General features: G+C 73.2%; 18 protein-coding genes. 12 read left to right on the forward strand and 6 right to left on the reverse strand.

Going from position 1 to position 25,476, the window contains the following annotated elements; all coding sequences use genetic code 11:
• Positions 1 to 17 precede the first annotated feature (17 nt).
• The gene (locus tag LCN96_RS21060; protein WP_225274573.1) at positions 18 to 380 is read right to left on the reverse strand and encodes a hypothetical protein; all 363 of its coding nucleotides are present in this window, start codon (positions 378 to 380) and stop codon (positions 18 to 20) included.
• Positions 381 to 518: 138 nt separating this feature from the next.
• On the opposite strand from LCN96_RS21060, the gene LCN96_RS21065 reads away from it, so the two are divergent.
• The 3 genes from LCN96_RS21065 to LCN96_RS21075 all read left to right on the forward strand — a co-directional run bounded on the left by LCN96_RS21065 (position 519) and on the right by LCN96_RS21075 (position 4,079).
• Complete coding sequence (locus LCN96_RS21065; RefSeq protein WP_225274574.1) at positions 519 to 2,318, forward strand: hypothetical protein; 1,800 nt, start codon at positions 519 to 521, stop codon at positions 2,316 to 2,318.
• A 97-nt stretch (positions 2,319 to 2,415) separates the two neighbouring features.
• A complete protein-coding gene (locus LCN96_RS21070) occupies positions 2,416 to 3,156 on the forward strand; it encodes a phytanoyl-CoA dioxygenase family protein (RefSeq protein WP_225274575.1) in 741 nt (246 codons plus the stop codon).
• A complete protein-coding gene (locus LCN96_RS21075) occupies positions 3,153 to 4,079 on the forward strand; it encodes an alpha/beta hydrolase (protein WP_225274576.1) in 927 nt (308 codons plus the stop codon). Before LCN96_RS21070 ends, LCN96_RS21075 begins: the two co-directional genes overlap by 4 nt.
• Here the strand turns inward: LCN96_RS21075 and LCN96_RS56595 are convergent, their stop codons facing one another.
• Complete coding sequence (locus LCN96_RS56595; protein ID WP_263657499.1) at positions 4,080 to 4,202, reverse strand: hypothetical protein; 123 nt, start codon at positions 4,200 to 4,202, stop codon at positions 4,080 to 4,082. It abuts the gene before it with no gap.
• Positions 4,203 to 4,374: 172 nt separating this feature from the next.
• Here LCN96_RS56595 and LCN96_RS21080 point away from each other — a divergent pair, with 172 nt between their 5' ends.
• The 4 genes from LCN96_RS21080 to LCN96_RS21095 are packed head-to-tail and all read left to right on the forward strand — an operon-like array spanning position 4,375 to position 9,745.
• A complete protein-coding gene (locus tag LCN96_RS21080; RefSeq protein WP_225274577.1) occupies positions 4,375 to 5,970 on the forward strand; it encodes a S8 family peptidase in 1,596 nt (531 codons plus the stop codon).
• Positions 5,970 to 6,575, forward strand: coding sequence for an RNA polymerase sigma factor (locus LCN96_RS21085; RefSeq protein WP_225274578.1), 606 nt, complete (start codon positions 5,970 to 5,972; stop codon positions 6,573 to 6,575). Before LCN96_RS21080 ends, LCN96_RS21085 begins: the two co-directional genes overlap by 1 nt.
• Positions 6,575 to 7,069, forward strand: coding sequence for a hypothetical protein (locus LCN96_RS21090; protein ID WP_225274579.1), 495 nt, complete (start codon positions 6,575 to 6,577; stop codon positions 7,067 to 7,069). The genes LCN96_RS21085 and LCN96_RS21090 overlap by 1 nt, the downstream gene beginning before the upstream one ends.
• Before the next feature lie 15 nt (positions 7,070 to 7,084).
• Positions 7,085 to 9,745 (forward strand): CHAT domain-containing protein, encoded by a 2,661-nt coding sequence (locus LCN96_RS21095; RefSeq protein WP_225274580.1) that lies wholly within the window; start codon positions 7,085 to 7,087, stop codon positions 9,743 to 9,745.
• A gap of 54 nt (positions 9,746 to 9,799) precedes the next feature.
• Here the strand turns inward: LCN96_RS21095 and LCN96_RS21100 are convergent, their stop codons facing one another.
• The 3 genes from LCN96_RS21100 to LCN96_RS21110 all read right to left on the reverse strand — a co-directional run bounded on the left by LCN96_RS21100 (position 9,800) and on the right by LCN96_RS21110 (position 18,427).
• Positions 9,800 to 11,917, reverse strand: a complete 2,118-nt coding sequence (locus LCN96_RS21100) for a DEAD/DEAH box helicase (RefSeq protein ID WP_225274581.1) — start codon at positions 11,915 to 11,917, stop codon at positions 9,800 to 9,802.
• Positions 11,918 to 11,993: 76 nt separating this feature from the next.
• Positions 11,994 to 14,450, reverse strand: a complete 2,457-nt coding sequence (locus tag LCN96_RS21105) for a SpoIIE family protein phosphatase (RefSeq protein ID WP_225274582.1) — start codon at positions 14,448 to 14,450, stop codon at positions 11,994 to 11,996.
• A 26-nt stretch (positions 14,451 to 14,476) separates the two neighbouring features.
• Positions 14,477 to 18,427, reverse strand: coding sequence for a HAMP domain-containing protein (locus LCN96_RS21110; RefSeq protein WP_225274583.1), 3,951 nt, complete (start codon positions 18,425 to 18,427; stop codon positions 14,477 to 14,479).
• Between the two features lie 222 nt (positions 18,428 to 18,649).
• Here LCN96_RS21110 and LCN96_RS21115 point away from each other — a divergent pair, with 222 nt between their 5' ends.
• From LCN96_RS21115 to LCN96_RS21135, 5 genes are read left to right on the forward strand one after another with little or no spacing between them, the layout of a single operon-like run.
• Positions 18,650 to 20,191, forward strand: a complete 1,542-nt coding sequence (locus LCN96_RS21115) for an ABC transporter substrate-binding protein (RefSeq protein ID WP_225274584.1) — start codon at positions 18,650 to 18,652, stop codon at positions 20,189 to 20,191.
• The gene (locus LCN96_RS21120) at positions 20,188 to 21,165 is read left to right on the forward strand and encodes an ABC transporter permease (RefSeq protein ID WP_225274585.1); all 978 of its coding nucleotides are present in this window, start codon (positions 20,188 to 20,190) and stop codon (positions 21,163 to 21,165) included. The genes LCN96_RS21115 and LCN96_RS21120 overlap by 4 nt, the downstream gene beginning before the upstream one ends.
• Positions 21,165 to 22,085 (forward strand): ABC transporter permease, encoded by a 921-nt coding sequence (locus LCN96_RS21125; protein WP_225274586.1) that lies wholly within the window; start codon positions 21,165 to 21,167, stop codon positions 22,083 to 22,085. Before LCN96_RS21120 ends, LCN96_RS21125 begins: the two co-directional genes overlap by 1 nt.
• Positions 22,085 to 23,062: an ABC transporter ATP-binding protein gene (locus LCN96_RS21130; protein ID WP_225274587.1), complete on the forward strand. Its 978-nt coding sequence runs from the start codon at positions 22,085 to 22,087 to the stop codon at positions 23,060 to 23,062. Before LCN96_RS21125 ends, LCN96_RS21130 begins: the two co-directional genes overlap by 1 nt.
• The gene (locus tag LCN96_RS21135; RefSeq protein ID WP_225274588.1) at positions 23,055 to 23,726 is read left to right on the forward strand and encodes an ABC transporter ATP-binding protein; all 672 of its coding nucleotides are present in this window, start codon (positions 23,055 to 23,057) and stop codon (positions 23,724 to 23,726) included. The genes LCN96_RS21130 and LCN96_RS21135 overlap by 8 nt, the downstream gene beginning before the upstream one ends.
• A 69-nt stretch (positions 23,727 to 23,795) precedes the next feature.
• Here the strand turns inward: LCN96_RS21135 and LCN96_RS21140 are convergent, their stop codons facing one another.
• Positions 23,796 to 25,376 (reverse strand): MDR family MFS transporter, encoded by a 1,581-nt coding sequence (locus tag LCN96_RS21140; RefSeq protein ID WP_225274589.1) that lies wholly within the window; start codon positions 25,374 to 25,376, stop codon positions 23,796 to 23,798.
• Between the last annotated feature and the right edge of the window lie 100 nt (positions 25,377 to 25,476).

Genomic DNA, 25,476 nt, shown 5'->3' on the forward strand with positions numbered 1-25,476 from the left:
CGTCACGACTGAGGCCCTTACGCGCCCTGGCGCAGCCACCGCAGGGCGGCGTCGGCGCAGTCCTCCGGGCTGCTGTCGAAGGCGATGGCGGCGCCGGGCGCGTGCCGCCGGACCAGGTTGATCACCTTCTCGAAGAACTCGAGCAACGGCTCGTACGTGCGGATGCCGCCCCCGATCACCACACAGGCGTAGTCCGCGCGGGTCAGCGCCTCGGCGATCGTGCCTTCCGGATCGTCGTCGAGCGCCACCAGGCAGTAGTCGGCCGCGATGCCGTGATCGTCGAAACGGGCCCGGCCGCGCGCTATCGCCGCCTGCACCGGCTCCGGGTCCCAGCCCTGGATCCTGGCGGGATCGAGACCGACCACCAGCACGCGCGCCACTGGCACTCCCCTTCCCGAGACGGCTCCGCCCGCAGCCATGGTCGCACACGCGCCGCCGTTACAAGAGGGATCCAAGTGACGTCCAAGACCGGTTGCGCATCGTGGTCCCTTCACCAGCGAAGAAAGGGACCCCCGAAGATGAAGAGGACAGCGTTGCTGCTGGGCGCCGCACTGCTCAGCGGTCTGCTGGCCGCCCCGCCGCCCGCCTCGGCCTCCAGCGCCGCGCCGACCGTCAAGGTGGCCCAGGTCAAGGCGAGCCCCGCCGAGCAGTCCGGCCGCTGCCCCACGACCGTCGGCTTCTCGGCCGTGGTGGCCGCCAAGGGCGCGGCCACCGTCCGGTACCGCTGGGTGCGCGGTGACGGCAGCCGCAGTGCCGTCAAGACCGTGCGCGTGAGCCGTACGCGCGCGGTGGTCGTGCGGGACCGCCAGACCTTCGAGCGCACCACCTCCGGCTGGCAGGCGGTCGAGATCCTGGGCAGGAAGGGCCTGTCGGCCAAGGCCAGGTTCAGCGTCACCTGCTCCGGGCGGGTCACGGTCTGGGACGACCGGCACCACCTGCCCGCCCGGCCCGGCAAGCCGCTGGTCGCCGCCGCGTCCGTGACGGCCGATCCGCCCTCCTACAGCGGGACGTGCCCCGCCACCGTGCGGTTCACCGGCACGATCCAGGTCTCGCGCACGCCGGCCAAGGTGGACTACCAGTGGATCGACAGCGCCACCGGCGAGGGGCCGGCGCAGTCGCTGTACTTCCCCGCACACGGGCCGCGCAGCCGCCAGGTCGTGCTCCCGCTGGGTGCGGGCAGCTCCACCACCGGATGGAAGGCGATCCGGCTGCTCACGGCGGGCCATGACTCCGGCCGGGCGGCGTACCAGGTGACCTGCGCGTCCACCCCGCCGACCAGCCCGCCGCCGACGTCGCCGCCGCCGACGAGCCCTCCCCCCACGACTCCGACGCCCACGACTCCGACGCCGACCCCGCCCCCGGCGCAGAAGCCGGTGCCCAGCATCACCGCCCTCACCCCGGGCGACTACGCGGGCGAGTGCCTCGAACCGGTCGCCTACCAGGCCAGCGGCCGCATCGCGCTGCCCGCCGGACCCGCCGCGAAGATCACGTACTGGTGGATCCTCGACGGGAACAAGTGGCAGCAGCAGGTCCTCGACTTCGCCGCCTCCGACCAGCCCCGCGCCCAGGACGTCACGGCCGCGTGGTCCCTGGAGCGGGCCGGCGCCGGCCGCCACACGCTCGGCCTGATGACCGAGACGGGGCCGCGGGAGCCGGTGACGCGCGAGTTCGGCTTCACCTGCACCGACCAGCCGGGCGAGGCCAAGCTCACCTTCCACTACCTGCTGACGCCGGTCTTCCACGGCGTGTGCGACAGCTCGTACGGCCTGCGCGCCGACGGCCTGGTGACGACCGACCGCGAGGCCGAGGTCAAGTACCGCCTGGTCATCGACGGCAAGCCCGGCCCGCTCAGGAGCGAGGTGCTCAGGCCCGGCGTCAAGAGCAAGATCGGCGACTTCTGGTACGGCTCCGCCCGCACCAGCGGCACCGGCGTCGTCCGCCTGGAGGTGCTCAACCACAACAAGCCGTTCATGCAGGAGGCCTACGCCTGGACGTGCAAGCAGCGCAAGCCCGAGCCCGGCACCGTGGAGATCACCGAGCTGTGGCCGGTCGCCTACCACGGTGACTGCGTGGACGCCCCCTACGTGACGGCGCACGGCGCGTTCGCGGCGGCCCCGGGCACGGAGATCACCTTCCGCTGGGTCACCGACGGCGACCCCACCGCGCCCTCGACGCTGAAGGTCGGCCAGAGCGGGATCCTTGAGGTGCAGGCGGCCAACTGGGAGCGTCCCGAGCGCAAGGACGGCACGGTCGTCCTGGAGGTGCTCAACCACAACAAGCCCGCCATGCGGGCGGTCTACCCGGTCACCTGCCGGTAGCGCCCGGGAAGGGTGGCGGGCGCGGGCCCGCCACTCTTCCCCCGGTCGCTTCCCGGGCACACAGTGAAGGGGGACCGCGCGGCACTGGGAGGCTGGGATGACCGACACTCCGACGACCCGGTTCTACCGGGAACACGGTTACCTGCTCGTCAGGGGCCTGATCGGCAAGGACGAGGCGAAGGCCTACCGCGAGGAGTGCCACGCGGTGCTGTCGCGGTTACGCCCGTACGATCCCACCTGGGGCAGCGCCAGGCGGCTGGCCGGCATCGCCACCGAGCTGCGGCACTGCCACGACGCCCAGTTCCACTCGGCCGCGTTCGCCCGGCTCATGCTCGACCCCCGCTTCACCGACGTGGCGGCGGACCTGATCGGGTCGCGGAACGTCCAGCTCCACCACACCAAGATCTTCGTCAAGCCGGCCGAGAAGGGCTCGCCGTTCCCCCTGCACCAGGATGCCGCGCACTTCCCGCACACCCGCCACACGGTCGGCGCGGCCATCTTCCACTTCGACGACGCCCCCGAGGAGAAGGGCTGCGTGCGGGTCGTGCCGGGCAGCCACAGGCACGGGCCGCTGCCGCACGTCGAGGAGGGCGGCTGGCACCTGCCGCCGGAGCGGTGGCCGCTGGAGCAGGCGGTGCCGGTCGAGGCGGAGGCGGGGGACGTGCTGTTCCTCAGCTACCTGACCGTGCACGGGTCCGGCGTCAACCGGTCGGCCGAGGCCCGTACGACGCTGCTCGTCCAGTTCCGCGACCCCCGCGACCGGCCCGCCGACGACGTGCACCACTCGCGCGGGCAGGGCATGATGCTGCGCGGCTTCGACCCGACGGCCGGGCAGTGAGGGCCGGGGCCGCCCTCGCGGTGGCGCTCGCGCTGCTGGCACTGGGCTGCGTGCCCGCCCCGGTGCTGCCCGAGACCCGGGTCGACGGCGTGCGCATCGTCGAGCAGGAGCGGGCGGGCGAGCGCGGGCAGTCGCTCAGCGTCCTGTCCAGGGCGCTCGGCCGCGAGACCCCCGTACGCGTGCTGCTGCCGCGCGGCTGGACCCCCGGCTCCGGGCCCTGGCCGGTGCTCTACCTGCTGCACGGCTGCTGCGGCGCGAGCCATCTCGGCTGGGTGGAGGAGGGCGGCGCGGAGCGGCTCACCGACGGGCTGCCCGCCATCGTGGTGGTGCCGGAGGGCGGCCGGGTCGGCTTCTACTCCGACTGGGTACGCGGCCCGCAGTGGGAGACCTTCCACATCGAGGAGCTGATCCCGCTGATCGAGGCCGAGTTCGGCGCCGGGCCCGACCGGGCGGTGGCCGGGCTGTCGATGGGCGGGCTGGGCGCCATGGTCTACGCCGCCCGCCACCCCGGCCTGTTCCGCGCCGCCGCGTCCTTCTCCGGCGTGCTCGACACCACCGGCGACGGCTCCGGCGTGCGCCGGCTGCTCCGCGAGAACGGCGAGGACCCCGCCGCCCTGTGGGGCGAGCCGGACGGGCAGGCGTGGGAGGCGCACAACCCCGCCCGCCTGGCCGCGCGGCTGGGCGGGGTGCCGCTCTACGTGTCCTGCGGCGACGGGCGGCCGGGGCCGCTGGACCCACCGGGCGCCACGGCCGACTTCGAGGGCGCGCTGCTGCGGCAGGCGGCCGTCTTCGCCGAGCGGGCGCGCGCGGCGGGCGCGCAGGTCACCACCGACTTCTACGGGGCGGGCACGCACACCTGGCCCTACTGGGAGCGGGCGCTGGAGCGGGCCCTGCCGATGTTGCGCGCCGCCCTGGGCGCCTGATCACTTCCAGGTGACGTCGATCGTCGCGGCCGTGGTGCCGCCGGCGACGCTCGCGACCGCGTACGAGCCGGTGCCGTTGTCGATTGCGATCCAGCCCTTGGCGCCGCAGCTGAAGGCGATCACGTGGGGATTGCCCGGAAGTTACCTACCGCGCTCAGCCTTTGCAAGGACTTTGTGGAAACTTTCTGCAAGCATTTAGCTCCTCCAGGGATCGTGACCTTTCCGTTATGTTCCCCGCGTATCGGCGCCTCCCGTCCGCTCTCGTACGCCACAGAGGGAAGAACGGAGACGGCGCATGACGATCGACTACATCCCCGAGGCTCCCAAGAGCGGCCCCGCCGAGCAGTTCGGGCCGTCCTGGCAGGGTTTCACCCTCCCCCGGGAGATCCTGGACCGGCACGGAGCCAAGGTCCTCGACCCGTGGGCCGTCGGCCTGGACGACGGCGAGACCCGGCCCGACACGACGGTCTACCGCGCGGACGTGCTCCTCGTCCCCGGGCACCTGCTCGTCAACCGGGACGACACCGACTTCATCAACACGGCGCTGGCCGACGTCGGCCTCAAGCTGTCGGAGGAGAGCATCGAGCGGGCCCGCCGCAGGCAGGTGGACCGCGAGACCGTCTGGCTGCCCGCCGTCCTGACCATCGGCGAGGGGCGGCTCGACGTCAAGGCGGACGCCTGGCCGGCCCTGCGGGCCATCCGCCGCGCCCTGCGCCGGGAGTCCCGCCCCCTGGCCGACAGGCAGGGGCTCGAACAGATCTGCCTGGACCACCTGTTCGTGGGCTCGGCCACCAGCGGGATCGGCTCGCTCGACCTCGGCGGCGAGCCCGCCACCAGCGGGCACGCCGTCACCGACGAGCCCGGCGGCCACAGCCGCCCCGGCTACGGCCGCACCCCCGTCACCGTGGTGGCGGGGCCGCCGCGCCGCCGCTCGCTCGAAGAGCTCGGCGGGCCCAGGATCACCGTGGTCACCCTCGACACCGGCGTGGCCGCGCACCCCTGGTTCAGGCCCGTGAGCGACCCCGACGCGTTCCTGACCGTCGACCCGGCCGGGCAGCAGCTCATCGAGGACAGCCACCCGGCCTACCAGGGCCGCGACATCGCCAAGCTCGTCGGGCACGAGGACCTCGGCCACCTGCCCAACCCGCTGGTCGGCACCCTCAACTCGCACACCGGCCACGGCCTCATGCTGGCCGGCCTCATCGCGCAGATCGCGCCCGACGCCCGCGTCCTGATGTACAAGGTCATGCACAGCGACGGCGTGGTGCCCGGCGAGGCCCTGCACGCGGCGCTCGACCGCCTGGTGGAGCTGCTGGACGGCGGCCAGTCCGTGGACGTGCTGTGCTGCTCCTTCGGCGCCTTCGCCGAGACCGGCAGCCCCGCCATGCAGGCACTGTTCGACAAGGTCAACCAGCTCCGGGCGCGCGGCGTCATCGTGGTCAACGCCGCCGGCAACTACGCCACCACCAGGCCGTTCTACCTCGCCGCCCTCTCCGAGACCCCCGTGCAGGGGCCGCCGCTCGCGCCCATGCTCGGCGTCGCCGCCAAGAACCCCGACGGCAGCATCGCCATCTTCAGCAACGAGCACCCCGCCGTACGGTGGCGGGCGCCCGGCGCCATGGTCGTCAGCACGTTCCCGCCCCAGTTCCACGGCGCCCAGAACGCCACGCTCAGCACCGGCGAGCGGGCCTCGCTCGACGGCGACGCCATGGGGGCGCACTGCGCCTGGAGCGGCACGTCCTTCGCGGCGCCGATCGTCGCGGGCGCCATCGCCGCCGAGCTGACCAAGACCGTCCAGCAGGTGGGCGTGAGCCGGGTCGAACGGGCCAGGGCCGCCGTCGACGTCCTGATCGACGACAAGGTCGCGCGGCCGGAAATCGTGCCGATCTGATGACCGGCGACCCCGCACTCGGACGTGCGCCCACCGCCCGCGCCGAGCGCCGCGACCGGCTCGCCGCGCTGCTCATCGAGGCGCGGCAGGGCAACAGCGCCGCGCTCGACGCCATCGTCGCCGAGCTGACCCCCGTGCTCTGGCACACCGCGCGCAACCAGGGCCTGAGCCAGCAGGCCGCCGAGGACGTCATCCAGACCACCTGGCTCACGCTGCTGCGGCACCTGCACGCCATCTCCGTCCCCGGCGCGCTCATCGAATGGCTCGTCACCACCACCCGCCGCGAGGCGTGGCGCGTCAGCCGCGCCTCGCGCAAGGACGACCTGCCCGGCGACGACACCTTCGACGAGCTGCCCGACAGCGTGCTGACCCCCGACGAGCTGCTCGTGGACGACGAGCGGCGCCGCGCGCTCTGGCACGCGGTCGAGAGCCTGCCCAAGCGGTGCGCCGAGCTGCTCAGGATCGTCGCCTTCGTGCCGCGCCCCCACTACGACGCGGTGGCGGCCGCGCTCGGCATGCCGCTGGGCAGCATCGGGCCCACCCGCGGCCGGTGCTTCGCGAAGCTCCGCCTCCTGCTCGCGAAGGACCCGGATTGGAGTTCCTGATGAACACGGCCCAGGGGGGTCACCCCCACTTCACCCCCGAGGACCAGCACCTCGCCGAGGAGATCGCGAACGTCTACCGCGTCGTCGATCCCGTGCCCGCCACGCTCGTCGAACGCCTGCAGTTCGCCCTGGCCCTGGAGTCGCCCGAGTTCGAGGTGCTACGGCCGCAGGAGGAGGACGTGCTGCCCGCCGGCGTGCGCGGTGGCGAGGACAGCCGGACGATCACGTTCGACAGCGAGATCCTCACCATCATGATCAGCGTCAGCGCGCGCGACGAGCACGCCGTCCGCGTGGACGGCTGGCTCGCGCCGCCCGGCGACCACCTGGTCGAGCTGCGCTGCGGCGCGGGCGCCCACGTCGTCAGGGCCGACGACCAGGGACGGTTCGTGCTCGACGTGGTGCCGAGAGGGCTGTCGCAACTCGTGGTGCGCCAGGGACTTGATGATCCGGCGCAGGCGACGATACTGGCGGTGACGCCCTCACTCATCCTCTGACCACCGCGAGGCCGGATGCGAGACAGCGGGCGTGCGGGCACGCTCCGCGAGCAGGCGGAACGACTGCACAGGCTCAGCGTCGAGGCGACCGACAACGGCCGCCCGGCCCTTGCCGCCCGCAGGCTCCGCCAGGCCCTCGACCTGCTCGGCTGGGCCGCCCCCTCCACCGAACATACCGGCGACGACAGCCTGCTCGCCCGCCTGCTGACCAGCCTCGCGCATGCCGAGGCCGAGCAGGGGCGCAGCGAGCTGGGGATGGAGCTGCTCGACGAGGCCCAGCGCCGCGCCCGCGCCGGGGAGCTGGCCATCGTGCACGCACAGCGCGGGCTGATGCACCTGCGCATGGGCTCCAGCACCCAGGCGCTGCGCGAGCTGGACATCGCCGCCCCCATGCTGTCGGTGGACGGCGACCGCGTCGAGCTGGCCAGGGTGCTGCTCAACCGGTCGGTCATCCACATCACGACCGGCCACGTCCGCCAGGCCAGGGACGACGCCCGCAGGAGCGCCCAGCTCGCGCACGCCCACGGCCATCCCGTGATCGCGGCCAAGGCCCTGCACAACGACGGCTACTGCGACCTGCTGCTCGGCGACGTGCCGGCCGCGCTGAGCGTGTTCGCCCGGGTGGAGCGGCTCTACCAGGAGGTCAACCCGGGCTTCCTGCCCGTGCTCGCCCTCGACCGGGCCCGCGCGCTGCTCGCCGTCGGCCTGACCGACGAGGCGGGCCACACGCTCGACCGGGCCATCGACGGCTTCCGCAGGCAGCGTCTGATGCAGGACTACGCCGAGGCCGAGCTGGCCAGGGCTCAGTGCGCGCTCGACGCCGGCCGGCACGCCGAGGCCCGCGACTGGGCCAGGCGGGCCGAGACCCACTTCCGGCGGCGGGGCAGCGAGGCGTGGGCCCGCCGCGCCGAGCTCATGCGCCTGCGCTCCGACCTGGCCCAGGGCACCGCTCCCCGGTCGGTGGCCAGGCGCGCCCGGGACCTGGCGGCCCGCTTCGCGCAGCTCGCGATGCCGGACGACGGGGAGATGGCCCGGCTCGTCTCGGTACGCGCCCACATCGCGGCCGGTCACCTCACGGCCGCCGAATCGGCCGCCTGTCCATCTGCGGCGACCGCCGACGGGACCGCCACCGGCCCATCGTCCTCGCCCCTCCACAACGTGCGTCCGTCCCCGGGCGAGGGGCCGTCCGGCGGGACGACGGCCCGTGGCGGTGGACGGGGCAGGGGCGAGCCGCTGGACGTGCGCCTGATGCGGCGCCTGGCGGAGGCCGAGCTGGCCGGCGCGCAGGGCCACCGCGGTCAGGCACTGCGCAAGGTCCGCTCGGGCCTGGCCCTCATCGACTCCCACCGAGGCACCCTGGGCAGCCTCGACATGCTCACCGGCGTGGCCGCCCTGGGCGCCGACCTGGCGGCCCACGGCCTGCGGGCGGCCCTGGCGGGCAGCTCGCCACGGCAGGTGTTCGCCTGGTCCGAGCGCTGCCGGGCGCAGGCGTTCCGGTTCCGCCCCACGCGCGCCCCCGAGGACGACCAGACCGCCGAGGCGCTGGCCGAGCTGCGCCAGCTCGCCCAGCAGATGCACGCCGACGAGGCCGCCGGCCGCCGCCGCCCCGCGCTGCGCAGGCGCTGCCTGGAGCTGGAGCAGGTGATCAGGGAGCGCGGCTGGCAACTGCCCGGCGTCGGCGAGCGGCTGGCCCCCGCCACGGTGGCCGCCGTGCACGAGGCGCTGGCGGAGGACGGGCTCGCGCTGGTCAGCCTGCTGAACGTGGGCGGCGGGCTGCTCGCCGTGGTGCTCGTGAACGGCCGCTGTCACCTGCACAGGCTCAGCGCGTACGAACCGGTGGCGGAGGCGGCGCGGCGCCTGGCGGGAGACCTCAACGCGCAGGCGGGACGCAACCTGCGGCCCGCGCTGAAAGCGGTGATCGAAGCCTCGATCCAGCGCCAGCTCGGCGTGATCGCCGGCGCGCTCGCGGCTCCGCTGCGGCAGGCGCTGTCCGGCGCCAGGGGCATCGTGCTGATCCCGACGATGGGCCTGTCCGCCGTGCCCTGGGGGCTGCTGCCCGACCTGCGCGGCAGGCCGCTGGCGGTGGCGCCGTCCGCGCTGGTGTGGCTGGCGGCCAGGCGCGCGGCCGAGCCGTTCGTCCAGGACGGCAGCTCGTCGGTCCTGGTCGCCGGGCCGGACCTGGAGCACGCCGAGCGCGAGATCGAGCGGCTGGGCGCGGTGCACCCCAAGGCGCACACGCTGCGCGGCGAGCGGGCCACCGTGTCGGCCACCCTCTCGGCGCTCGACGGCGCGTCCTTCGCCCACTTCGCCACCCACGGCCACCACGAGCGCGAGAACGTGCTCTTCTCCCGCCTGGACCTGGCCGACGGCCCCCTCATGGCCCACGACCTGCAGCGCCTGGACAGGACGCCCGGGCACGTGGTGCTGTCGGCGTGCGACGTGGGCCAGGCGGTGGTCAGGGCGGGCGACGAGCTGCTGGGCTTCACCGCGGCCCTGCTCTACCTGGGCACGTCCACCGTCATCTCCAGCCTCACCCGCGTGCCCGACGCGGTGGCCGAGCAGGTCATGGTGGCCTACCACCGGGGAGTGGCACTCGGCGCGTCCCCCGCCGACGCGCTCGCGGCTGCCGCCGAGGGGGAGCCGGCGTGCACGTTCGTCTGCTTCGGGGCGGGCTGATCACCGGCCGGGGCCGGCTCGGCCGAGGCGGCGGGCGGCGGTGCCGCTCCTCGATCACGAGCCGCCGGGCAGCAGGCGGCGCTGCTCCTCCTCGATCACCAGGCGGGCCAGCGTCTGCTCCGACACGTCCATCGCCTCGCCCGACGACTCCGCCAGGTCGCTGCGCCTGGCGTAGGCGTCGAACAGCCGGGACTTGCGCCGCAGGATGTCCAGCATGCGCTGGTCCACCGAGTCCACGGTGAGCAGCCGGTGCACCTGCACCCGGCGCACCTGCCCCATCCGGTGCGCCCGCCCCACGGCCTGCGTCTCCATGCTCGGCTTGACCTGCGGCTCGCACAGGATCACCACCGACGCCGCCTGAAGGTTCAGCCCCACCCCGCCGGCCTGCACCTGGCTGAGCAGCACCGCGTGCCCGGCGGCGGCGGAGAACTCGTCCACCAGCTGCTGGCGCCGCTCGGCGGGCACGTCTCCTGACAGGGGCCCGTGCGCCCGCCCGTCCAGCGCCGCGCCCACGGCGGCGAGCACCGCGCGGAAGTACGAGAACACCACCACCTTCAGCCCGTTGGCCGCGGCGTCCTCGACCAGCTCCAGCAGCCGCTTGAGCTTGGCCGAGGTGGCGGGCTCGGCGTAGGCGGCACGCCGCATGGCCATGAAGTTCCCCTCGGCCACCGCCTCCCGGTACACCGCGAAGTCGGCCCCGCTGAACTCCACCCACTCGTCGGCCTCCACCCGCTCCGGCAGCTCCGCCAGCACGTCCTGCTGGTTGCGCCGCAGGTACACGGGCGCGACCGCCTTGCGAAAGGCCCGTGCCCCCGCCACCACGTCGCTGCTGCGCAGCTCGGCGGCCAGGTCGGGCCGCAGGTACGAGATCAGCGTCCGGAACTCCTCGACCCGGTTCTCCATCGGCGTACCCGTCAGGAACAGCACCCGCCGTGTCCGCCCGCACCAGGCCGCGACGGCCCGCGACCGCCTCGTCTCCGGGTTCTTGACGTAGTGGGCCTCGTCCACGACCAGCATGCCCAGCTCCACGGCCGCCAGGTCGCCGAGCCGGTGCAGGCCGTCCAGGGTGGCCACCGCGACGCCGCCGTCCCGCAGCCACTCCCGCCGCGCGGCGGGCCTGTCGGGCCCGTGCAGCGGGTAGGCGCGCAGCGTGCTGCGCGAGCCGATCTCGCGCACCCAGTTGATCAGCACGCTCGCCGGGCACACCACCAGGAAGTGCGTGTCGCCGGACGCCTGCAGGTGCGCCAGCGCCGCGATGGCCTCGATCGACTTGCCCAGCCCCATCTCGTCACCGATGATCACGCGCTCCTGCGCGAGCGAGAAGCGGGCGCCGAACGCCTGGTACCCGCGCAGCGACACCCGCCGGTGCGTGTCGTCCAGCGGCTGCGCGGCGACCTTGGCCGCCAGGTCGTCCGGCAGCAGCCCCTGACCCGTCCCGAGCGGCTCGCCGGCCAGCTCCGCCAGCAGCGCGAAGTACTCCGGCGAGCGGGACTCGAAGTCGGCCCACGCCTCGAAGTCGCGAGCGGGCGGGCGCAGCAGGTCGGCGGTGACCTGGGCGAGCAGCAGCCGCGTCGCGGCGGCGCCGTCCAGCAGGGCCTCGATCTCCTCGACGGCCTCCCGCGCCCGCCTGCGCCGCGCCGGCAGCGTGAACATCATCCGCAGCCGGCTGCGCGCCGGCCGCGCCTGCGCCAGCAGCGGCGCCAGCCGCTCCGCCAGGTCGCCGGCGGCCTCCAGCGCGCGCGGCAGGTCGGGGCCCGCGACCACCAGGCGGTGCAGGCAGACCACCAGCTCCGTGGTGTGGTGGTCGGGCCGATCCACGTCGAGACGCAGGCTCGCGGCCTCGGCGGCGGCCTGCTCGATCTGCCGGGCGGCCGCGTGGATCTGCCCCGCCGTCCGCGCGCCGATCCCGGGCAGCGACTGCAGCTCGTACGGCGTCGCGTCCAGCACCTGCCGCACCGTGCCGAACCCGGCTTTCTCCAGCGTGGAGATGCGCAGCCGCCCGCCGGTCACGTCCTTCAGCCGCGAGACCGGCACCGACTCCAGCCCGGCCCTGGCCACGTCGCGGCGCAGCGCGTCGAGAGCGTGCGCCGCCTGCGCGCGCACGCTGGCGTGCTCGGCGAGCAGGGCCCGCGCGTCGGCCAGGAGCAGGTCGGCGTTCCTGAGGTCCTCCACCGGACCAAGGATGCCCAGAAGGACGCCGGGCAGACAACGTGGGGTCCCGGCGGCCTTCGCCGGTGGGCAGGCGCGGTCAGCTCAGGTGCACGCCGATGAGGCAGGTGTCGTCGTCGGTGTCGGAGTTGCAGTGGGTGAGCAGGTCGTCGAGGCGGTGGTCGAGCGTGGCGGCGGCGCGCCGGGCGATGGTCAGGAGCTGGTCCTGGGCGTGGCGCAGGTTGTGGTCGCGCCGCTCGATCAGGCCGTCGGTGTACATCAGCAGCGTGTCCTCGGCCCGTAGCTGGAGCCGTCCCTCCTCGTACTGGGCGTCGGTGAACGCGCCCAGCAGCGGCCCCCTGACCATGGGCAGCTCCGAGCCGGCCCCTTCGCGCAGCAGGATCGGCGGCAGGTGGCCGGCCCTGGCCCAGCGCAGCTCGCGGGTGGGCGGGTCGTACAGGGCGCAGACGGCGGTCGCGGTCATCCGGTCCGCCAGGTGGTGGGCGACCTGGTTCAGCCAGCTCATGAGCTGCGCGGGGCCCGCTCCGGTGGTGGCCAGGCCGCGCAGCGCGTTGCGCAGGATCACCATGCCGGTGGCCGCCTCCACGCCGTGCCCCGCCACGTCGCCCACCGACAGCAGCACCCGCTGGGACGGCAGCGCCACCGCGTCGTACCAGTCGCCGCCCACCAGGTCCTCCTTCTGCGCCGGCCGGTAACGGACGGCGATGTGCAGGCCCAGCGACTCCATCGTGCCGTGCGAGGGCGGCATGATCGCCTGCTGGAGCTGCAGGGCCAGGCGGTTGCTCGCGGCCGAGCGCTGCTCGGTGTGGGCGAGCTGGTCGCGGGTGACCGACAGCGCGACCTCCGTCCAGTGCTGGGAGGAGATGTCCTGGTACGCCCCCCGCACCGCCATGAGCCGCCCCTCCGGCCCGAACACCGGCTCGGCCACCACCCGCATGTGGCGGCTGACCCCGTCGGGGCGCACCAGCCGGAACGCCACCGCCGCGAACCGCCGGTGGTGCAGCACCGTGCGCAGGAACCGGCCGATCGCGATCTCGTCGTCGGGATGGGCGTGGTCGCGCAGCCGTTCCAGCGGGATCGGGCGGTCGCCCGGCGCCATCCCGTACAGGGAGTAGAGCTGGGCGTTCCAGGTGACCTGGCCGGTCACCGCGTTCTCCTCGAAGCCGCCGATGCGGCCCAGCCGCTGGGCGTGCTCCAGCAGGCCGGCCAGCCGCGCGTCCTCGTCGTGGGCGCGCCAGACCATCAGCACGCTGTCGCCGTGCCGGGTGAGGCTCACGTCGGCCACCCCCGTGGCACTCAGGCCGAGCGTCATCCGCGCGGCCCTGAACGGCTTGCCCGTGGCGTGCACCTGCAGCAGGCGCTCGAACAGCCCGCCCGCCGCCCGGGGATAGGCCTCCAGCAGCAGCCCGCCCGGCACCAGCGGGAACGCCTCCAGCAGCAGCCCGTCGCCACCGGTGATCCGCTCGTTGACGTGCCTGATCCGGAAGTCGACCGGCTCGTCCCCGACGTCCAGGTGCGCCTGCAGCACCAGGGCGGGGTCGGGTAGCGCGTCGGCCAGGTCCACCAGCTCCGACAGCGCGGGCGAGGACGGCGACGGCGCCGCGAACGGCGTGTCCAGGGTGTGCGCGCACAGCTCGGCCATGGCCTCGATCTGCCGTTCGAGCCGGGGCGGGTGCGGGGGCAGCGCGTGCGGCCAGCAGATCTCCAGCACGCCGAGCACCCGGCCGTTCGCCGTCATCGGCACCGTGACCCGGCCGCCGCCCGCGACGAGCCGGCCGATGGCGGGCAGGCCCGTGTCGGCGTGCCAGATCGTCCGCCGCTCCGTCAGCGACCGCCCCGCCGGGGTGACCACGCCCGGCGGGACATGCCGCCACCGCCTGGCCTCCTCGTGGCCGAACCCGGCGCACCCGACCAGGGTGAGCGCGGCGCCCGGCTCTGCCGCCCACACCGCCACGGCCGTGGCGCCCAGCGGGGTCAGTGCGTGCTCCAGCAGCGCCACGGCCACCACCTGCGTGTCGTCCGCGCCCAGCGCGGCGCTCTCGGCGGCGCGCAGCCTCACGGAGACCTCCGGGTCCGCTTCCGCCGCCGCGCCGATGCGGTCCCCGGCGACCTCGTTGACGATGTCGGCGGCCACCTCCAGGCGGGACACGCCGGCCTTGGCGGCGAGGATGGCGAGCTGCTCGGCGGCGTGCGCGGGGCCGCAGCGCAGCCGTTCCAGCAGGACGCCCTTGGCCAGCTCGATCAGGGCCTGGTCGGCGGCCTCGCGCCTGGCTCGCTCGGCCTCCCGCCGCAACCGCTCGACCGTCGCCGCCAGCCGCTCCAACGCCTCCGCACCCGCCGCCGCGTCGTCGTCACGCGGCTCCGGCGCGTCGCCGTCGCGCGCCTGGGGCGTTACGCCGTCGGCGGGCGTGCCGTTGTCGTGCGCCGCCGCGCCGCCGTCGGGCGCCTGCGAGGCAAGAGCGCCGGGCGACGCGTCGGCGGCCCGGGAAGGGGTCGTGGGGTCGGGGAGAGGAGTCGCCTGGTCGTCTGCGTGCACGTCGCCGCTCCTCGCGAGGTCGTCAGTCAGGACGGGTCCATCCAGTGCTGGATGCGTTCGATGAGATGATCGGCGTCCACCGGCTTGGTCACGTAGTCGCTGGCCCCGGCGGCCAGGCTCTTCTCCTGGTCGCCCGGCATCGCCTTGGCGGTCACCGCGATGATCGGCAGGTCGGCGTACTGCGGCATGGACCTGATCGTCTCCGTCGCCGTGTAGCCGTCCATCTCCGGCATCATGACGTCCATCAGGATCAGGTCGGTCTCCGCGTGGGCGGTCAGCGTGTCGATGCCCTTGCGGCCGTTCTCGGCGTGCAGCACGTGGATGCCGTGGATCTCCAGCATGCTCGTCAGCGCGTACAGGTTGCGGGCGTCGTCGTCCACCACCAGGACGGTCCGCCCGGCGAGGGTGTTGTCGATCTCGCGGGCCGCCGCCTCGCCCACGGTGCCGGTCCTGACCAGGGGCAGCACGTCGCCCGGCTGATCGGCGGTCAGGTGCAGGGCGATGCGCTCGCGCAGCTCGTCCAGGCTGGACAGCAGCTCCAGCGGCTGGTGCGCCAGGCTCACCTCCTGCTGCGCGTGCGAGCGCCAGCTGTTGTACGCGAGCACCGGCACGCCGTGCAGGCGCGGGTCACGGTCCATGATGTCCAGCAGGTGATAGGCGGACATGTCGGGCATGCTGAGGTCCAGCACGATGCAGTGGCAGGGCTCGCCGCCGAGCATCACGGCCGCCTCCTCCACGCCCGCCGCCGTGACGACCTCCATCGTCCCGTCGTGGTCGCGCGCGCCCGCCAGGTCGCCCACGACGCTCTCCGACACCAGCGACAGCAGCCCGTTGCGCCGCTCCTCGATGACCAGCAGCCGCCGCGTGCCCACCATCGCCCGCTCGGCCGGCTGCGCGGGCTCGCCCTCCGCCGGGACGACCTCGAAGCCGGGCCGCGCCACCGGCAGGAACAGCGTGAACACACTGCCCTGCCCCGGCGTGCTCTGCACGGTGATGGCGCCGCCCAGCAGGTAGGCGATCTCGCGGCAGATCGACAGGCCCAGGCCGGTGCCGCCGTACTTGCGGCTGGTCGTGCCGTCGGCCTGCTGGAACGCGCCGAAGATGACCTCGAGCTGCTGCTCGGGGATGCCCACGCCCGTGTCGAGGACGCGCAGCGCGATGGCGGGGCCGTTGGCCCGTACGGAGGCGGGCAGCTCGGACGGCACGGCCGGCTCGATGCGCAGCTCCACGCTGCCCATCTCGGTGAACTTGACCGCGTTCGAGAGCAGGTTGCGCAGCACCTGGCGCAGCCGGGAGTCGTCGGTGAGCAGCTCGGCGGGCACGCCCGGCGCGGTGGTGACGCGGAAGGCGAGGCTCTTCTGCCCCGTCATGGGCCGGAACGTGGCCTCCACGTAGTCGAGCAGCTTGCGTAGCTGCACCCATTCGGGGTTGATGTCCATCTTGCCCGCCTCGACCTTGGACAGGTCGAGGATGTCGTTGATGAGCTGCAGCAGGTCCGAGCCGGCCGAGTGGATGATCCCGGCGTACTCGACCTGCTTCGGGGTGAGGTTGCGGGTGTGGTTCTGGGCCAGGAGCTGGGCCAGGATGAGCAGCGAGTTGAGCGGGGTGCGCAGCTCGTGGCTCATGTTGGCGAGGAACTCGCTCTTGTAGGTGGAGGCCAGCGAGAGCTGGTGGGCCCGCGCCTCCAGCTCCTGCCTGGCCTGCTCGATCTCCAGGTTCTTGGTCTCGATGTCCTGGTTCTGGCGGGCCAGCAGCGTCGCCTTCTCCTCCAGCTCGGCGTTCGAGCGCTGCAGCTCCTCCTGCTGCTGCTGCAGCTCCTCCGAGCGGGCCTGCAGCTCCACGGCCAGCCGCTGCGACTCCTTGAGCAGCTCGTCGGTACGCGCGTTGGCCACGATCGTGTTCAGGTTGACCCCGATGGTCTCCATGAGCTGGTCGAGGAAGGCCCGGTGCACGGGCGTGAACGCCTGCACCGAGGCCAGCTCGATCACGCCCAGCACCTGCTCCTCGACCACGATCGGCAGCACGATCACCGAGGTGGGGTCGGTCCTGCCCAGCCCCGAGGAGATCGTGATGTAGCCGGGCGGCAGGTCGGTCATCGCGATCGTCGTGCGGCTGCGCGCCGCCTGCCCGACCAGCGCCTCGCCGATCCTGAAGCGGGTCGGCCGCTCTGGGTCGATCGGGTAGCCGTACGCGCTGATGAGCTGCAGCTCGCTCTCCTCGGCCAGGAAGAACGCGCCGTACTGGGCGGAGACCAGCGGTGCCAGCTCGTTCATCACCAGCTCGGCCACCGTGGCCAGGTCGCGGTGGCCCTGCATGAGGCCCGACATGCTGGCCAGGTTGGACTTCAGCCAGTCCTGCTGCTCGTTGGCGTTGGTCGTCTCGCGCAGGGACTTCACCATCGAGTTGATGTTGTCCTTCAGGTCGGCCAGCTCGCCCTCGGCGTCCACGGTGATCGACCTGGTCAGGTCGCCGGAGGTGACGGCGCTGGTCACCTCGGCGATGGCGCGGACCTGGCGGGTGAGGTTGCCTGCCAGCTCGTTGACGTTCTCCGTCAGCCGCTTCCACGTACCCGACACGCCCTCGACCTCGGCCTGGCCGCCCAGCCTGCCCTCGCTGCCCACCTCGCGGGCCACCCTGGTGACCTCGGCGGCGAAGGAGGAGAGCTGGTCCACCATCGTGTTGATCGTGGTCTTCAGCTCCAGGATCTCGCCCCGGGCGTCCACGTCGATCTTGCGCGTCAGGTCGCCCCTGGCCACGGCCGTGGTGACCTGGGCGATGCTGCGTACCTGGTTGGTCAGGTTGTCGGCCATGGAGTTGACGTTGTCGGTGAGGTTCTTCCAGGTGCCTGCCACGTTCGGCACCCGCGCCTGGCCGCCGAGCTGGCCCTCCGTGCCGACCTCGCGCGCCACGCGGGTGACCTCGTCGGCGAACGCGCTGAGCGTGTCGACCATCGTGTTGATCGTCTGGGCCAGGGCCGCGACCTCGCCCTTGGCCTCCACCGTGATCTTCTGCGACAGGTCGCCGCGGGCCACGGCGGTGGCCACCTGCGCGATGCTGCGTACCTGATTGGTCAGGTTGGAGGCCATGACGTTGACGTTCTCCGTCAGGTCCTTCCAGGTGCCCGACACCCCTCGGACCGTCGCCTGCCCGCCCAGGTTGCCCTCGGTGCCGACCTCGCCGGCCACCCTGGTCACCTCGTCGGCGAAGGAGGAGAGCTGGTCGACCATCGTGTTCAGGGTGTTCTTCAGCTCCAGGATCTCGCCCCGGGCCGAGACCGTGATCCGCTGCGACAGGTCGCCGCGCGCGACGGCGGTGGCCACCTGGGAGATGTTGCGCACCTGGTCGGTCAGGTTGCCCGCCATGAAGTTCACCGAGTCGGTCAGCGCCCGCCAGGTGCCGGCCACGCCCTTGACGTCGGCCTGGCCGCCGAGCCTGCCGTCGGTGCCGACCTCGCGGGCCACCCTGGTGACCTCGGCGGCGAAGGAGGAGAGCTGGTCGACCATCGTGTTGACGGTGTTCTTCAGCTCCAGGATCTCGCCGCGCGCGTGCACGGTGATCTTCTGCGACAGGTCGCCGCGGGCCACGGCCGTGGTGACCTGGGCGATGCTGCGTACCTGGTCGGTCAGGTTGCCCGCCATCGCGTTGACGGACTCGGTGAGGTCCTTCCAGGTGCCGGAGACGCCGGGCACCTCGGCCTGACCGCCCAGCCGGCCCTCGGTGCCGACCTCGCGGGCCACGCGGGTCACCTCTGAGGTGAACAGGGAGAGCTGGTCCACCATGCCGTTGAAGACGGAGGCGATCTCGCCGAGCAGGCCGTCGGCGTCGTCGGGCAGCCTGGTGCGGAAGTCGCCGTCCCTGACCGCGGTCAGCCCGGCGAGCAGCCGGCGTAGCTCCTGCTCCTCGCCGGCCTCTCCGGGGCCTCGGGCGCGCTTGTTCCGCGCGGACGAATGAGACGTGCCGACGGTGGAGTCGCCCATGACCGGTCCTCCGTACTCACCCGGGCTTCCTCAGGTAGCGGAGACATTAGCCGGATCCGCCCTCGGTGTGCGCTAACCCCAGGTTGTCATCTATCTATCACAGGACGTACACGCGAAGTGAGCGCAATTTCGGGTGATGCGGAAGTGAAGTCAGCCACTCGCACAAACGACTCTATTGCGAATCTATTGCAATAGCGATCTAGTCGCTTTAAGGTCGCCAGCATGAGGCGAAGATCAGCCCTGTTCGGGGCAATCGTCCTGATGCTGAGTGCTTGCTCGGCCCCTGCCGAAGGGCCGTCGGCCGCCGCGCAGGACACCGTCGTGCTCGGCCTGGGCGCGGAGCCCGACTCGCTCAACCCGGTGCTCGGCTACTCGGTGGACGGCGGCTCGCTGATGTTCGACGGGCTCGTCCGGCGCACGCCCGACCTGAAGCTCCAGCCCGCGCTGGCCGAGTCGCTGCCCGAGGTGACGGGGGAGGAGGTGCGGTTCACTCTGCGGCAGGGTGTCACGTTCCACGACGGCCGGCCGCTGACCGGAGCCGACGTCGTCCACACCTACGAGCAGGTGCTCGATCCCGCCAACAACTCCCCGGTCAGGGGCGACTACGCGGCCATCGAGAAGGTCGAGTCGCCCGACCCCCGCACGGTCGTCTTCCACCTCAGGCATCCGTACGCGCCCATCCTCCAGCGGGCCACCCTCGGCATCGTTCCCGACAAGTCCGACCTGTCGGCGGACCCGATCGGCACCGGTCCGTACGCCTTCGTCTCCTGGACCAAGGGCGACAAGCTCACCCTCAGGGCCAACGACCGCTACTGGGGCGGCAGGCCCGCGATCGAGAGCCTCGTGCTCGCGTACACCACCGACGACAACGCCCGCGCCACCAGGATGGCGGCCGGCGAGTTCACCGCCACCGAGCTGCCGCCCAAGGCCGTTGCCCGGTTCAGGGACCAGCCGGGCCTTACCGTGCACGAGGTGCCCAGCGCCGACTACCGCGGCGTCATGTTCCCGCTGGAGCAGCCGGTCACCGGCGACCTGGCCGTCCGCAAGGCACTCGGCCTGGCCGTGGACAGGGGCGCCATGGTCGCGGCGATCCTGGCCGGCGCCGGCGAGCCCGCCTACGGGCCGATCGCGCCCGGCACGGACTGGCACAACCCCGCCGTCACCGGCTCCGCCGCCCCCGACCGCGCCAAGGCCATCGCCACGCTGGAGGCGGCCGGCTGGAAGGCGGGCCAGGACGGGATCAGGGTCAAGGACGGCACCGCCGCCAGGTTCACGCTCATGTACCCGGCGGGCGACTCGCTGCGCAAGGAGCTGGCGCTGGCCGTGGCCTCCGACGCCAAGCGGATCGGCATCGACGTGCGGCCGGCCGGGCTCGACTGGGACGCCATCGACCAGCGCATGGCCGAGGACGCGCTGATCATGGGCTGGGGCAGCCCGTACGACCCGGACTACACCAACTACGAGCTGTTCCACTCCGCCTACGCCGGCCAGGGCTACTTCAACCCCGGCCGCTACCGCGACCCCGAGGTGGACCGGCTGCTGGAGCGGGGCCGCGCCGCCGCCGACCCCGCCGCCCGCAAGCAGGTCTACGACCGGGTGCAGCAGCGCATCAGCGACGACGCCGTCTGGTTGTACCTGGTCTACCTCAAGCACACCTACGTCGTACGCGGCGAGTGGAGCGGCCTCACCCCCGGCGTCGAGGCGCACGAGCACGCCACCGGCGGCCTGCTCGGCACCGTCGTGAACTGGAAGCCGGCCCCGTGATCTGGGTGCGGATCGTGCTGTGGCGGCTGGTGTTCGCCGTGCCGCTGCTGCTGGCCGTGACGTTCGGGATGTTCGCGCTGGCCAAGGCGTCGCCGTTCGACCCCGTACGGCAGTACCTGGGGGAGCGGGCCATGGTCACCAGTCCGGAGGTCATGGCGCGGATCAGGGCGAACTGGGGGCTCGACCGGCCGCTGCTGGAGCAGTACACGACCTGGCTCGGCAACCTGCTCACCGGCGAGCTGGGCGAGTCCCGCTCGCTGCGGCTGCCCGTCACCCAGGTGATCGCCGAGCGGCTCGGCTGGACGCTGCTGGTCGTCGGCTGCGCGCTGGTCGTCATGCTGGCCGCCGGGCTGGCCGTCGGCACGCTGGCCGCCTGGCGGCGCGACTCCTGGCTGGACCGGCTCGTCACCGGCACGGCCTTCGCCAACGAGGCCGCGCCGGTGTTCTGGGTGGGGCTGCTGGCGATCTGGGTGTTCTCCGTGACGCTCGGCTGGCTGCCCGCCGGCGGGCTCACCGACGCCGCCTCCACCGCCGTCACGCTGCCCGACCTGGCGCGGCACCTGGTGCTGCCGGTCGTGGTGCTGGCGTTCTCGCAGTCGTCGTGGTTGCTGCTGTTCGTGCGGGAGTCGGTGATCGGCGTGCTGCGCGAGGACTTCGTGACGGGGGCGCGGGCGCGCGGGCTGCGTGAGCGGACCGTCCTGTTGCGGCACGCGTTGCGGTCGGCGCTGCTGCCGTTCATCACGATCATGGGGGCGCGTGTGCCCGAGCTGGTGACCGGGGCGATCCTGGTCGAGTCCGTGTTCTCCTGGCCCGGGGTGGCGGGGACGACGATCAAGGCGGCGCTGGCGGTGGACTTTCCGCTGCTCGCCGCGCTGACGCTGCTGGCCACGCTGGCCGTGGTCGCCGGGAATCTGCTCGCCGATCTGGCGTACACGGTGGCCGATCCGCGCGTGCGCGTGCTCGGGGTGAGCTGATGGGCGTCGTGGGGACGTGGCTGGCCCAGCGGCGGGCCCAGCGGCGGGCTGGTGCGGGCGGCGGTGCGCGGGGCCGGGCCGGTGCGGGCGGAAGGCGGCGGACCGCCCGTCGTCACCGCCTCGCCCTCGGGACGCTGGCCGTGCTGGGCCTGGCCGTGGTGCTGGTGCCGCTCGTCGCGGGGCTCGACCAGCAGCTCGTGGACCTGCGCTCGGCCGGGCTGCCGCCCTCGCCCGCGCACCCGTTCGGCACCGACGAGGTCGGGCGCGACGTGCTGCTGCGCTGCGTCTACGGGCTGCGCGTCTCGATCCTGGTCGGCCTGGCGGCGGCGGTGGCCAGCGTGGTCATCGGCGGGCTGGTCGGGCTTGCCGCCGGCGCGGCGGGCGGCCTCGCCGACCGGCTGCTGATGCGGGTGGTGGACGGCTTCAACGCGCTGCCCCACCTGCTGTTCGGCATCTTCGTCGTGGCGCTGTCCGCCCCCGGCGCCACCGCCGTGGTGGTCTCCGTGGCCGTCACGCACTGGACGAGCGCCGCCCGGATCGTCCGCTCCGAGGTGCTGTCGCTGCGCGGGCGGCCGTTCGTGGACGCGGCGGTCTCGGGCGGGTCGGGCCGGTGGCGCATCGTGGCCCGGCACTTCCTGCCCAACCTGGCGCCGCATCTGCTGCTGGCCACCGTGCTGATGATCCCGCACGCGATCTGGCACGAGACCGCGCTCAGCTTCCTCGGCCTCGGGCTGCCGCCGCACCTGGCCTCGCTCGGGAACATGATCAACGACGGGCAGCGGTCGCTGCTGGCGGGCGACTGGTGGTCCAGCCTGTTTCCCGGGCTGCTCATCCTGGTGCCGACGCTGGCGGTGTCGTCGCTGGCCCAGTACGTACGTGACCGCGCCAATCCGCGCTGGAGATCGGAGCTGAGCCTGTGATGCTGCGCGTGGACGGGCTGTCGGTGCGCTTCCACCTGCCCGGTGCCGAGGTGCACGCCGTCACCGACGCCCGGTTCGAGCTGCGGGAGGGGCGGTGCCTGGCGCTGGTGGGGGAGTCGGGCTGCGGCAAGTCGGTGATGGCCCACGCCCTGCTCGGCCTCCTGCCGGGCAACGCCACCGTCACGGGCCACGCCTGGCTGGACGCGGGCGACCACGACGCCGCGAACGTGGGCTCCCGCCCTGCCGCCGGCGCCGGGCCCGGGGCCCGCTCTGTCGGCGGTGCCGGTGCTCTTGATCTTGTCGCGGCGCCGGAGAAGGTGCTCGCGCGGCGGGTGCGCGGGCGGCTCATCGGGCTCATCCCGCAGAGCCCCGCCGCGCATCTCACCCCGGTGCGCACCGCCCGCGCCCAGCTCGACGAGACGCTGCGGGAGCTCGGCCGTACCGAGAGCGCCGACACGCTGGCCGCCCGGGCCGGGCTGCGCCCGCAGGACCTGGACCGCTACCCGCACCAGCTCTCCGGCGGGATGGCGCAGCGCGTCGCCAACGCGCTCGCCCTGGCCGGCGACCCGCCGCTGATCGTCGCCGACGAGCCCACCACCGGCCTGGACCGCCCGCTCGTGGACGCGACCATGGCCGAGCTGCGCCGCCTGTGCGACGAGGGCCGCGCGGTGCTGGTCATCACGCACGACCTGCGTGCCGCCGAGCGGGTGGCCGACGAGATCGCCGTCATGTACGCCAGCCGCATCGTCGAGCTGTCGCAGGCCGGGCCGTTCTTCTCCGGCCCGCTCCACCCGTACGCGCGCGGCCTGCTGGACGCCCTGCCCACGCGCCGTTTCGTCCCCGTCCCCGGCCGCCCGCCGGAGCTCACCCGGCTGCCGGACGGCTGCGCCTTCCTGCCCCGCTGCGACCGGGCCACCGCCGCCTGCGAGGAACAGCCGCTGATGAACGAGAAGAGGGTGGCCTGTCACCATGCCTGAGACCCACGGCCTCCACGCCCACGGCATCACCGTCTCCTTCGGCCGCCACCGCGTGCTGGAGGAAGCGTCGCTGTCGATACTCCCCGGCGAGGTGCTCGGCCTGGCCGGGCCCAGCGGATGCGGCAAGTCGACGCTGGCCCGGGTGCTGGCCCTGCTCCTGAAACCCACGGCGGGCACGGTCACCCTGGACGGCGACCCGGTGACGGGCTGGCGGCACCGGGCGCCGCGGCGTACCGCGATCGGCCTGATCTTCCAGCAGCCCCGCCTCGCCGTGGACCGCCGCTTCACGCTCTTCGACGTGGTCGCCGAGCCGCTGCGCGCGGCCGGGCGGCCCCTGGACCGGGCCCGCGAGCTGGCCGACGAGCTGGGCCTGACCCCCGAGCTGTTCGGCCGCCGGCCGCACAAGGTGTCGGACGGGCAGCTCCAGCGGGCCTGCGTCGCGCGGGCGCTGACCCTGGAGCCGCGCTACCTCATCTGCGACGAGATGACCACCATGCTGGACGCCTCGACGCAGGCCCACCTGGTGGGGCGGATCGAGGCGTACCGAGAGCGTACGGGGGCGGGGGTGCTGGCCATCAGCCACGACGCCGAGCTGCTGCACCGCTGGGCGGACGGCAACGTCCGCGACTGGCGGCAACCGGCTCCCGCCCCGGCCACCCACTGACCCGGCCCGCCCGCGACCGACGGGTCACGGGCGGGCAGGGGTGTGGCGGGGCCGAGGGCCGATCGCGGCTCAGTGACCGGCAGCCGCGGCGTTCTCGCGGGCCAGCCGCTCCTCGCCCGACAGCGTGGCCAGCGGCTTCTCCTTGATGAAGAGCACCGCGATGACCGCCAGCACGGTGAGCGGCACGCCGATGAGGAACAGCTCGGCCGTCGCCGTCGCGTACACGTCCTGGACGACCCGGACGACCGGAGCGGGCAGCTTGGAGATGTCGGGCACGGCGTGCGCGTCACCCCCACCAGCCCCGGCACCGGCCATCGGCCCGAGCTTCTCCGCCAGCAGCGTGGTGACCCGGTTGGCCAGGACGGCGCCCAGGGCGCTGACGCCGATCGTGCCGCCCATGCTGCGGAAGAAGGTCAGCACCGAGGTGGTGGAGCCGAGGTCGGCGGCGGGCACGTCGTTCTGGGCGGCGAGCACCAGGTTCTGCATGAGCATGCCGACGCCGATGCCGAGCACCGCCATGTAGACACCGAGCAGCACCGTGCCGGTCTGCCCGTCGATGGTGCTGAGCAGGCCCATCCCGCCGAGCATGACGACGCCGCCGGCCACCAGGAAGCCCTTCCACCGGCCGGTCTTGGTGATGAGCTGGCCCGCCACGGTCGAGGAGATCAGCAGGCCGAAGACCATCGGCAGGCTCATCAGACCGGCGACCGTCGGGGACTTGCCGAGCGCCACCTGGAAGTACTGCGACAGGAAGACCGTACCGCCGAACATGGCCACACCGACCAGCGCGCTGGCCACGGTGGCGAGGGCGACGGTGCGGTTCCTGAAGATGGACAGCGGGATGATCGGCTCGGCCGCCCGCGACTCCACCAGAATGGCCAGCGCGAGGACGATGACGCCGCCGCCGACGAGCCCGGCCGTCCACCAGGAGCCCCACTCGAACTGGTTACCCGCCAGCGACGACCAGATCAGCAGCGTGGAGACGCCGACCGTGATGAGCAGCGCGCCCAGGTAGTCGACCTTGACCTCCCTGCGCACCACCGGCAGGTCGAGGGTGCGCTGAAGCAGGATGATGGCCACGATCGTGAACGGCACGCCGAGCAGGAAGCACCAGCGCCAGCCGAGCCAGGAGGTGTCCACCAGCACGCCGCCGATGAGCGGCCCCGCCACGGTGCCGATGCCGAACACGGCACCGAAGATGCCGGAGTAGCGGCCCAGCTCGCGCGGCGGGATCATGGCCGCCATCACCACCATCGACAGGGCGGTCATGCCGCCCGCGCCGACGCCCTGGACGACGCGGCTGACGATGAGGATCTCCACGTTCGGCGTCAGGCCCGCGATCAGCGAGCCGACCACGAACAACCCCAGCGAGAGCTGGATCAGCAGCTTCTTGCTGTAGAGGTCGGCCATCTTGCCCCAGAGCGGCACCGTGGCCGTCATGGCCAGCAACTCGGTGGTGACGATCCAGGTGTAGACGGTCTGCGTGCCCTGCAGGTCGGTGATGATGCGGGGCAGTGCGTTGGCCACGACGGTCGAGGCCAGGATGGACACGAACATGCCCACCATCAGCCCCGACAGCGCTTGCAGGACCTTGCGTCTGGACGTGGGCGTCGCGGCCGCGGGCTCGGGCTGCGCGCTGGTGGTTGTCATCTTTCCTCGTTCTCTCAGCGGAGCTCTCTCAGCGGAGTTCTCTCAGGCGAAAATCAGTCGGGCAGGCAGGGCCCGCGCCGTGCGGGCGCCGTCGGCACCG

Source organism: Nonomuraea gerenzanensis, assembly GCF_020215645.1.
In the GTDB taxonomy this organism is placed as follows: domain Bacteria; phylum Actinomycetota; class Actinomycetes; order Streptosporangiales; family Streptosporangiaceae; genus Nonomuraea; species Nonomuraea gerenzanensis.